Below are 10,503 nucleotides of genomic sequence, written 5' to 3'. Positions count from 1 at the left end.
GATTCCAATTGGCATTGGAGGGCTGGTTGTACTGGCATATTTCTGGGAGAAGATTTTCGGAGGAAAGTGAATCGGAATCTAGTATTCTATGATGACAAATCCATCGACTGCCTGCCGAAACCTTTGGTTAAGCGGTTCCACCACCGCTTCCCTTTTGAAATCGCCCACGAATTGCCAATAAGAACAGTGTAAATAACGCAAGTGATCCAATGCTTTGAATAAATGATAGACAATAGATCCATAAAGATTGCGAAAAAATAAGCGATTTTTCTGATAGCAATCCCAATGGATTTAATGTGTTTTGCAAAGCTAACGTGAAAGCCGGCACTCGGGCTAGCGCTGAACCTGTTTGGGTAAGCGAAGCAGGGACTACGAAAATCTGATAGGCGACATCGATTCCTAAACAAGTTTTGAAGATGCAGTAATTTGCAATCCAAATCTTATGCGCCCACTTTTCAAGAGCCCAAAATAGAACTCCAAATCCAGCATTCCAAATCAGGAAGCTATTTATGGCGCGGGTCGGTGACTGACCATAGTTTGATGTAATGTAATACAACATCGACAGGACCCACAAAAAAGGCTGACCAATCCTGGCGTTCCGATTTAAAGATGTCGAGCGAAAACGCATCGCATACTCAGCTTGTCGTTGCGCTTTAAGCTCTAACGCAAAAAATTTAGCTTCTTGGTGTTGTTCTCGCTGCGCTGCCATCAGCAGCTTCAGCGTTCTAAAGGCCATTTGATCCTGATGATTCCAAGTGGGAGGACGGTAGCCAGCCCCTTGGGGGAATGTTGTCATAAAAAAAGTGCTCCCTTGATGCAGAGTGGATCCATGAAATCTAGGTGGGACGTGGAATACACATTTCTCAAATTTGGAAGGGGAAGCAAATTTAGTATTTTGGAACGTCGCATCTTCGAAAAATACACAATTCTCAAAGTTTGCCTCGCATTCGAATTCAACATTATCAAAATTCGCCCCTTTCATAAACATGGATTTTTGAAATGATGATTCTAGGTCCTTGATTTGAGCCTTGTTAAATTCAACATTAGTGAAAAATCTTACATATAGAAATAGAAAACCTCCGTTGAAAACAGAGCTAACGAAATCAACGGACTGGCAAATTGTAGGAGCTTCAATTAAGCTACCAATCTCTCCGTTGTAGAAAGTAAATCTAGACTCAAAAGTAGTATTGTTTGCTACTAATCTACTACCTATGAAGCAACCTGAGAATAGAACATTCTGTGAGAAACTACTGCTCACTAGAGAAATTTGTCCATTTACATGGACATTTGCGTTTAAATCTTGTAATCGACTTCTTTCAATTTTCAAATCGGATCGCGCACTACCGACAATGTCAAGGTTTTCAAGGAAATTGCAATCACTTATGTGAATGTTTTTAAATTCTGAATAAAAGAAATAGACTGGTTTCGCGAAAGTTGAGTTGACTATATGTACATCTTCTAAAAAGGTAAGTTCCCCAAATATTAAGCAACAATGGCAGTTAAAATCTTGTATTGAAAATTCCCCGGCCACCAAAAAATTTTCACAACGTGCTTGAAGAACACCGGTACATGCCAATAAATTCGGATCCACAGCACACTCGGTTTGTAAATCCGACATGGATGAAATATATTCAACGAGGTCGAATGCATCTATCTTTGAAATTTTGCTGGAGATCAAATCAGATTCGTCTTCCGACTCGGCAAAATTTTGGACTTCTTGCTTGGCTGAATTTAATCGTTCCTCAATTTCTAGCCATTTCGTCTTAATTCTATCGAAATCCGCTTGTCTCGACCTAATGCGCTTGAGATTTGTTCCCGTATTAACGGCAAAGTTGGCGGGTGGCAGGTACCGTTTATCGGGAAAAGTAGGCTCAAACATATCAACTCCCCATTTTCAATTCGATCAATATCTCAGAGTCATTCCGATAAATCTTTGAAAGAGCAAGAAATTAGCTATCAAAAGACATAGTGTCGGCAATCCTATTGAACGTTGGTTCCGAACCTGCTTGCCCAAGAAGAATTATCTGCATGAAACATTGCCGTAATAGTCTTTCGTGCAAATTTTATTCTGCTTATAAAGATTGCTTGGCTGATTGTAGAGGTTGTTGTTTTGATAGGTAGAGTTACCGTAAGAATCGGTGTGCGACCTGGTCGTGTTGCCATTGTTATCTCGATAGGTGCTATTGCCGTAGGCGTCTGTGTAGCCGCGTACAGTGTTGTCATTGTTGTCACGGTAGGTCGAGTTTCCGTAGGCATCTGTGTGCCCGCGAGTTGTATTGCCGTTGTTGTCCCTATAAGTGCTATTCCCGTAGGCATCGGTATAGCCTCGAACAGTATTGCCATTATTATCGCGGTACGTCGAATTTCCATATGCGTCAGTAGTTCCCCTTACTGTATTGCCATATGAATCTCTGCATGTCGTGTTACCGTAAGCGTCTCTTGAGCAGCGAGTGTCCGCCAGAGCATTGCCTGTAGCTGCGAACAGGATAGCGGCGCCAAGCAAAAGAGCGTGAGTGGTTTTAGTTTTCATTTTAGTGCTCCTTTAGTTGGGCCGCGTATCCGGCATCAATAAATTAACATATTGCTAAAAACACCTCAAGCGGATTATCTTTTTTTTAATCAGAAATGTCGTGTAGTGCCAGGCACTTACTCTGCGGTACCGATGTATTGAATGGTGAAGGTAGAGGGTGCTACCTCTTGCCTGGCCGCTTCAATTTCTTCCCATGGGATCGTTCGGCCATTGACTTCCAGGCCATCTTTTCTTGCTTTCGCCTCAACCCTGCCTAGTTTCCATTGTGTTGTAGTGTCTTCCATATTCACATTCCTTAAAAAATACTGCTTACACGTTGCAGTGTAAACATTATACTGATTATTTAATCAGTGATATTTAGTGATGAAAGTTCATATGATCAAAATGCGGAAACGGGGTATCGATCTTCCTAAGAAGATCGTGTTTGACAGATTCAATCGTCCCCAATTAGGCACGCTAACCATAGGCGAATCGAATGATCAAGGCCTGCACAGGATGGCTATGCGAGCCCATTTTCTGCCGGATAGTCTGCCGATTGGTGGCGATGTGTTACTGGATTGCCGAATCCTCTGGCTATTTGAGTCCCGGATGATGCTTACCGGGTTTGAAACTTGTAAGACACATGAAGGGGTTGCGAATTATGCGCAATCCTGGTTGTGTATGCTGGATGAGCCGCCAGCGCCTCCTAAAGGACGTTGATTAGCGCGGCAAAATAACGGAAATTTACATACCTGTTCTCAGATAAATCTTGACTGTGGTGGGCCACTAAGGTTTAGCAGATTTTTGAGCTGTTGCTGTTTGATTTTTGGGGGCTGATGGTTGGCTGATAGTTGAAGGATTCTGTGGATCATAGAATTTCACCCACTCAAATGAAAACATTGCAAAAAACAAAAATGCAACGAAGATAAAAAGGGCAGGTACGCCGTACAGAGCAATTTGAAAATTCTTTTCACCTTTCTTTACTCTGGCCCATTCGCTCTTTAGTATTTGGGTTGAGTATTTGGAACTTTCGTCAAGGGTATCTAATGCAATTTTGACTTTTGTCTTTATCTTTGCCCCTATAGAAATTTCAATAATAGAAAGGTTGGTTGCAGTGCCGTTTTTTGCTTCTTCTACGGATTGAATCTCTTCTAGTGATGGGGCAATTTCGTTGCATTTCCTCAGTGCGTCATCAATAAGCTTTAGCAGTTCCAAATGCTTGTTCTCAAGTACGTTGAGGCGTAGCAATACCTTATAATATGCTTCAGATGTTCCTCGACGTAACTCTAAGATTGACTCTTGGTCGAATCCGACTCCATTGGCCAATAAAAACATTCCGGGGCTCTTTTCCTCCATTGCGCGGCACATAGAGCGAATGGAAGAAAATAGAATGCTAAGATCAACTCGCAAACCATCAATCCACGCTTGTCGAAACTCAGATATCTTTTGTTCTTTTGCAAGGACAAGACCAGCAAATGTTAGTACGCTGGCCAGCAATGCCGCCACGACTGTTGCAAGACCTGGAGCTAATTGAATTGGTAGTTGAATAGCCATTATCAAAATCCTAATTAAAAAATCTACGATTGAATCGCGGCATGTTCCTTAGCCTATTGTTCTTTTGGAATAATAGATTTGTTTTATTTGTTGCACCCGGCCTTGTTGACTTCATTCTTAACCTCAACAACCCGGTATGTAAAGCCCCCGTTAATTGTTTGCGCGCTCTTTCCAAGGTCTTTAAGCTGCTCTTTATACTTGGAACATTCTTTAGTGTCTTTGATTTGCGCACTCACTCTGGCTGCATATTGCTCAGCATCTGTCGCATCCTTCCCAATCTTCGCAAGCACGTTCGGAAATATCGAGAAGCTTGCAATGCCGAAGCCGATAATAGCGACCAAAGAGATAACTAGCGTCACACCGAAGTTAGAATTATTTTTTGCCATATCAATCTTATTGAGTTGCATAAAGTGCATCGACTATATGATGGCATTAATTAAATGTCAATATGTGTTCCGGCAATGTAAATCACGGCAGATTGGTTCCGTGAGCAGCGAAGTCGTTAGGCGGAGTACGTCATTTAGGCAAGGGGCAACCTATCGAGTTCAGTTCACCGCATGCCTAATAATTGGCGCTTTATAGCATGGTGAGATCTCGCGATGCCATTCTTCAACGTGATGGTCAGTGGCATCAAGATATGCAAGTTTGTCGTTGCGAGTGGGTGTATAGTGGATACGTATATTGATGTAAGCAAGTCGTCAACATTCGACAATATAGCTCATATTGCAATTGAAAATAAGGATTTTGGGATGAAACGCGAAGGAGAAAGTTGATTGTATATTATAGAAACCTATAATTTTCCTATAATATACAGTACTGTGTTTACGTTTAGGAAAAAACGTAAGTTATTGATTTCATTGGTCGGGACGGCAAGATTCGAACTTGCGACCCCGTGCACCCCATGCACGTACGCTACCAGGCTGCGCTACGCCCCGACTCTGAGCGAAAGATTATAGTATATCGTGGCGAAATTTGCTATGTTTGGCCAGAAACTTCTTAAATGCTTGCCTCGGTGAAAATATTTGTCCGATTTTATTCATTAATTGACTGAAATATTTTCATAATTCAGAAAAAACTGTGAGAATACCAGTCTAGGTCGCCGTATTTTTACGGTGCTTAAAAAACATATCTGAATGCATACAACATGACAATTAAAATCAGTCAGAACTTCGACGCGGGGGCGATCGAAGTCGTCAAGGCGGAACTGGCGGGGGCCATCGATTTAAATTTGCGCAAGGATTCACATGCCGACATTTGGCAGTGGTTTCACTTTCGCTTACAAGGTGCGCGCGGTCAAGAGACCGTCATGCGTATACTCAATGCAGGTGAGGCTACCTATGCCAAGGGTTGGGAGGGCTATCGCGCAGTAGCAAGCTATGACCGGGCTAACTGGTTCCGTGTGGATACCGAGTTTGACGGAAAGGTCATGACCATACGCCATACACCTGAGCGTGACAGCGTTTATTACGCTTATTTTGAGCCTTACACATGGGAGCGTCACCTGGCCCTGTTGGGCGGAGTAGAGAATTCTTCTGTTGCCCGTGTTGAAGACCTGGGCAATACCGTCGATGGCCGTGATCTGAATCTGATCGTAGTCGGTGACCCAGCGGCTGAAAAGAAAGTCTGGATTATTGCGCGTCAGCATCCTGGTGAAACCATGGCTGAATGGTTGGTTGAAGGCACTCTGAATGCCTTGCTTGACCCATCGAATCCAATTGCACGCAGCATCATGGAAAAAGCGGTTGTGTATATCGTCCCGAACATGAACCCGGATGGTTCTGTACGCGGTAACCTGCGAACCAATGCCGCAGGTGCCAACCTGAACCGTGAATGGATGACGCCGTCGCTGGAAACCAGTCCTGAAGTGTATTACGTCAAGAATAAGATTCATGAAACTGGTTGCGACCTTTTCCTGGACATCCATGGTGATGAGGCCTTGCCCTATATCTTCGTGGCTGGCAGTGAAATGTTGGCTGGTTTCAGCGAAAAACAGATGCAAGAGCAGCAGCATTTTGTGGATAGTTTTTGCCTGGCAAGTCCTGATTTCCAGACCAAATACGGCTATGAAGCATCGAAATACAATGAAGATGTGCTGAAGCTGGCGTCCAAGTATATTGGACACACTTTCAAATGCGTATCACTGACTTTGGAACTGCCATTCAAGGACAATGCCAATTTGCCTGATGCTGAGGTGGGTTGGGACGGTTCACGCAGTATCAAGCTGGGTGAAGCGATGTTGCAACCGATTTTGGCTACATTGAGTGCATAATTCCGATATTTATTGATCGGAGTAATAATGGGCGTAGAAATTGAACGCAAATTTCTTGTTGTAAATCAGGATTTTAAACAGCAAGGGCAGGGCACATTTCTGCGCCAGGGCTATATTTGCTCTGACCCTGGTCGCATCGTACGGGTACGCATAGAAGCAGAGCGTGCAATGCTGACCATCAAGGGTATGTCAACCGGCATTAGCTGTGGCGAATGGGAATACCCCATCCCACTGGCTGATGCGCAAATCTTGCTGGATACAGTCTGCCAGCAACCTCTCATAGAAAAAACACGTTATCGCATTCCTCTTGCTGGCTTGGTCTGGGAAGTAGATGAATTTATCGGCGACAATCTTGGCCTCATCGTCGCCGAGGTCGAGCTTGAATCCGAACAGCAGCAATTTGACCGCCCAGCCTGGCTGGGTGTAGAGGTCAGTCACGACAGGCGTTACGCAAATGCGAATTTGCTTAAATATCCTTATAAGGACTGGGCATAATCATGGCCAGGCTGATTTTCACCCAGCAACTCAGTCGTTTTACTGAAGTTCCTGAAGTGGAAACCACGGCTGACAATTTGCGCGATGCGCTGGAAGCAGCATTCCAGGTCAATCCCACTTTACGTGGCTATATTCTCGACGAACAGAATGATCTGCGTTTTCATGTAGTAGTATTTATCGATGGCAAGCGTGTCATGCAGCGCAGTGGCTTGCGCAATTCTTTGGGTTCAAATAGCCAGGTATATGTCTTGCAGGCTCTTTCAGGAGGCTAATGATGAAAGCAATGGTAGCAACCCGCAAGGGTTTGTTTGAATTGATCCATATTGATGGCAGCTGGAAGTTGGATCAGATCAGTTTTCTGGGCGAACCCGTGAGTATGTGCCTGCATGACAAGCGCGATGGCGCTGTTTATGCAGCATTGAATCTGGGACACTTTGGTGTAAAACTGCATAGGCGCGATGAGGGTCGCGATGACTGGACTGAGATTGCTGTCCCAGCCTACCCTGAACATGCCAAGACAGATGACGATGTCGAATGGAAGCTCAAGGCTGTCTGGTCACTGGAGACCGGTGGCAGTGAAGAGCCAGGCGTGTTGTGGGCTGGGACCTTGCCAGGCGGTCTGTTCCGATCGTCAGACCGTGGCAACAGCTGGGAATTGGTGCGCAGTCTGTGGGACAGGGAGGAGCGCAAGGAATGGATGGGCGGTGGTTATGATACGCCAGGCATACATTCGATATGCGTCAACCCGCGCAATCCCCAGCATATTTTGCTGGGTGTCTCCTGTGGTGGTGCCTGGAAAACTGAAGATGGCGGTAAGAACTGGATATTATCCGCTTCCGGTATGCACGCCGCTTATATGCCTCCTGACCTGGCAGACAAGCAAAATATCCAGGATCCGCATCTTATCACCCGCAGCAAATTTGCCAGTCATGTTTTATGGTGCCAGCACCATAATGGCATATGGCGCAGTGAAGATGATGCAGCAAGCTGGCAGCAGTTGCATTTGCCTGAAGGAATTCCAGACTTTGGTTTTGCTGTAGCCGCCCACCCTCGCAACCCCAACGTTGCCTGGTTTGTGCCTGCCGTGGCTGATCAAAAACGGGTGCCCTTGCATGGTGCGATGACTGTCACGCGCACTAAGGATGGTGGTAACACTTTTGAGTCGTTGAGAAAAGGTTTGCCTCAGCAAGATTGTTATGATCTGGTTTATCGTCATGGTCTTGCTGTTTCAGAACATGGCACGAACCTACTGATGGCTTCGACTACTGGTAATCTGTGGGCCAGCGAAAACGAGGGCGATGATTGGTATCAAATATCAGGCAATTTGCCACCTGTTTACGCTGTCAGGTTTATGTAGTTGCGATTTGATCCGACATGTCAATATCTGAGCTTAGCATCAGATTTTATCGCCAAACCTGATGCCTGTTCGCGAGCCATCCAGAGAGTTCATCATTTTTTTCACTGCACTTAACACGGCAGAGTCGGCATCACCTCATCCAAAGGACGTCACACAGTAGCGCTACGATAGCCAAGAGCTTGCAAATTTTTTTTGTGCAAGGCCCTCCGCATTTTGGCGTGCTCTCACGAATGTGTGGACATGTTTTTAGTTAATTGAATGGATGAGAAACCTTGCATGGCTAGGTTCGCAGGGCATTGTATGGATAGTCAAGTGAGTGACGCTCAGGTTTTTGGCCCGTTCCCTCGGACTCCACCTGCGTGGGCACCACGATATCCGAGGCAGTATCTTGCAGCTCGCGTGTGCTCCTTTCTAAAGCATGACGCAGGTGGGTGGGCACATGTTGAGCAAATCTTCAGTATTTTCTCAGCCATTGCTTAATTTTTATTATTTTCTATAAAAAATGCTAATATGCTTACAGAATGACGTGGGCTTCGCAAATAATTGTAGTCTTTGAGCAATGTCTGAGCACGGTTTGCCGAATTGGTTGCTCATTTGCAGGTGCCAGGAGCGTTCAGCTAATGCCAGGAGTTTAAATGACATTATCCCAAATGCAATCACGCATTTTGATCGTTGATGATGAAACGGCACATTTGCATGCACTATGTGACCTGTTGCGTGATCATAACTATGTGACTATGGGTTTTGCAAATGGCATTGAAGCACTTTCGTGCCTGCGTGACAACAACTTTGACTTGATGCTGACAGATTTAATGATGCCTGGTCTTGATGGCATTGCCATGGTCGAGGCGGCCCGCAATATTGATCCAGACCTGGCATGCATAGTTATGACTGGTGAAGGCAGTATTGCATCCGCAGTCAAGGCGATGAAGGTAGGTGCGCTTGACTACATCATTAAACCTTTTAAGATTTCCTCAATTTTGCCTGTGTTGGCCCGTGCTATGGAGACGCGGCAATTGCGCATGGCAAATGCCAAACTAGAACTCCAGTTACGCGAGCATACGATAGAGCTGGTCGCTCTTAACAAAGACCTTGAGCACGCGAGAACGCAAGCAGACATAGCCAATCGAGCGAAGTCGACTTTCCTTTCCAATATGAGTCATGAATTGCGCACGCCGTTGAATGCCATACTTGGTTTTGCTCAAATCCTGGCATCACCAAGCTTGCAAACCAACCTGGATGAAAAAAAAGAGTTTGCTCAGCATATAGAAGAAGCGGGAAGTCATTTGCTGACGCTGATTAATGAAATTCTTGATCTGGCAAAAGTGGAGTCTGGTGCAATGAACTTGTCTATCGAGTCAATCGCACTTGACGAGATTTTTGTAGAGTGCCGCACAATGATAGAACCTGTGGCACAGAAATGTAGGGTCAGTGTTGCCTTTGAAGATATTACTTGCTTACAAGTGCATGCTGATCGTATTCGCCTTAAGCAGGTCCTGATCAATCTCTTGTCGAATGCAATCAAATACAACCGTGATAACGGTAAAGTCAATGTTGCGGCGCATATGGCTGCTGACAATATTGTTTGCATCCAGGTCATAGATACAGGAATAGGACTGAGTGCAATGCAATTGGAAACCATCTTTCAACCTTTTAATCGCCTTGGAAGGGAAGTTTTCAATGAAGAGGGCACTGGGATAGGCTTATCTCTGGTTAAGCATTTGGTGGAGGCGATGCAAGGCAGCATCGGCATACATAGTCAAGTAGGTGTAGGTAGCACATTTTGGGTTAAATTTCCTGGAGCTGCCACCACCAGCCCTTCAGGCTGGCAGCAGACTTCCAAGGCGCTGGTGTACGAGACGGCAGCTCCAGACAAGGCAAAAACACACAAATCTCTGTTGTATGTTGAAGACAATCCTACCAACTTGAGGTTGGTCGCAGAACTGATGCGTCTGCGTTCTGACGTGGCTTTGCTGACAGCAACAGATGGCTTGCTAGGTATAGAGCAAGCACGTCTGCACTTGCCTGACGTGATTTTAATGGATATTAACTTGCCAGGTATTGATGGCATAGAAACCCGTCGTTTTTTGCATGATGACCCCAGGACTGCACACATCCCTGTCATTGCTGTCACGGCAAATGCGATGCAAGCGGACCTTGAAAGGGGGAACGTCGCTGGTTTTTATTCATATATCACCAAACCGATCGATATCGAGCAGTTTAGTTTTGCGATCAATAGCGCACTGGAGTTCGCAGCGAGTAAAAAATGACTTAAGGTATGTGAATTTGCTAGTACAACCATGTTCGAGAAGGGTTTTA

The 10,503-nt window shown here is 45.1% G+C and carries 10 protein-coding genes and 1 tRNA gene; 5 read left to right on the top strand and 6 right to left on the bottom strand.

The annotated features are described in order from the left end of the window. Positions 1–127: 127 nt before the first annotated feature. The 6 genes from H8L47_RS01260 to H8L47_RS01235 all read right to left on the bottom strand — a co-directional run bounded on the left by H8L47_RS01260 (position 128) and on the right by H8L47_RS01235 (position 4,998). Complete coding sequence (locus tag H8L47_RS01260; protein WP_186951424.1) at positions 128–1,879, bottom strand: pentapeptide repeat-containing protein; 1,752 nt, start codon at positions 1,877–1,879, stop codon at positions 128–130. Between the two features lie 141 nt (positions 1,880–2,020). Continuing rightward, on the bottom strand, positions 2,021–2,530 hold the full coding sequence (locus tag H8L47_RS01255; protein ID WP_186951423.1) for a hypothetical protein: 510 nt from the start codon (positions 2,528–2,530) through the stop codon (positions 2,021–2,023). Between the two features lie 116 nt (positions 2,531–2,646). Next, positions 2,647–2,814 (bottom strand): hypothetical protein, encoded by a 168-nt coding sequence (locus tag H8L47_RS01250; RefSeq protein WP_186951422.1) that lies wholly within the window; start codon positions 2,812–2,814, stop codon positions 2,647–2,649. 481 nt (positions 2,815–3,295) lie between these two features. Next, entirely contained in the window at positions 3,296–4,063 is a 768-nt protein-coding gene (locus H8L47_RS01245) for a hypothetical protein (RefSeq protein WP_186951421.1), read from the bottom strand. A gap of 83 nt (positions 4,064–4,146) precedes the next feature. Further along, the gene (locus tag H8L47_RS01240) at positions 4,147–4,470 is read right to left on the bottom strand and encodes a hypothetical protein (protein WP_222616359.1); all 324 of its coding nucleotides are present in this window, start codon (positions 4,468–4,470) and stop codon (positions 4,147–4,149) included. Between the two features lie 451 nt (positions 4,471–4,921). Beyond that, positions 4,922–4,998: transfer RNA gene (locus H8L47_RS01235), tRNA-Pro, on the bottom strand. Positions 4,999–5,207: 209 nt separating this feature from the next. Here H8L47_RS01235 and H8L47_RS01230 point away from each other — a divergent pair. From H8L47_RS01230 to H8L47_RS01210, 5 genes are all read left to right on the top strand, one after another. Continuing rightward, positions 5,208–6,332: a M14 family metallopeptidase gene (locus H8L47_RS01230; RefSeq protein WP_186951419.1), complete on the top strand. Its 1,125-nt coding sequence runs from the start codon at positions 5,208–5,210 to the stop codon at positions 6,330–6,332. A gap of 27 nt (positions 6,333–6,359) precedes the next feature. Further along, positions 6,360–6,827, top strand: coding sequence for a CYTH domain-containing protein (locus tag H8L47_RS01225; protein WP_186951418.1), 468 nt, complete (start codon positions 6,360–6,362; stop codon positions 6,825–6,827). Positions 6,828–6,829: 2 nt separating this feature from the next. Beyond that, positions 6,830–7,099, top strand: a complete 270-nt coding sequence (locus H8L47_RS01220) for a MoaD/ThiS family protein (protein WP_186951417.1) — start codon at positions 6,830–6,832, stop codon at positions 7,097–7,099. A gap of 2 nt (positions 7,100–7,101) precedes the next feature. Next, positions 7,102–8,184, top strand: a complete 1,083-nt coding sequence (locus H8L47_RS01215) for a WD40/YVTN/BNR-like repeat-containing protein (protein WP_230413539.1) — start codon at positions 7,102–7,104, stop codon at positions 8,182–8,184. A 635-nt stretch (positions 8,185–8,819) separates the two neighbouring features. Next, a complete protein-coding gene (locus H8L47_RS01210) occupies positions 8,820–10,454 on the top strand; it encodes an ATP-binding response regulator (protein WP_230413538.1) in 1,635 nt (544 codons plus the stop codon). Positions 10,455–10,503: the final 49 nt, after the last annotated feature.

The sequence above is a fragment of the Undibacterium umbellatum genome, from assembly GCF_014284125.1.
Classification (GTDB): Bacteria; Pseudomonadota; Gammaproteobacteria; order Burkholderiales; family Burkholderiaceae_D; genus Undibacterium; species Undibacterium umbellatum.
The sequence above is the reverse complement of the archived record's forward strand: the minus strand, read 5'-3'. Positions and strand labels throughout refer to the sequence as shown.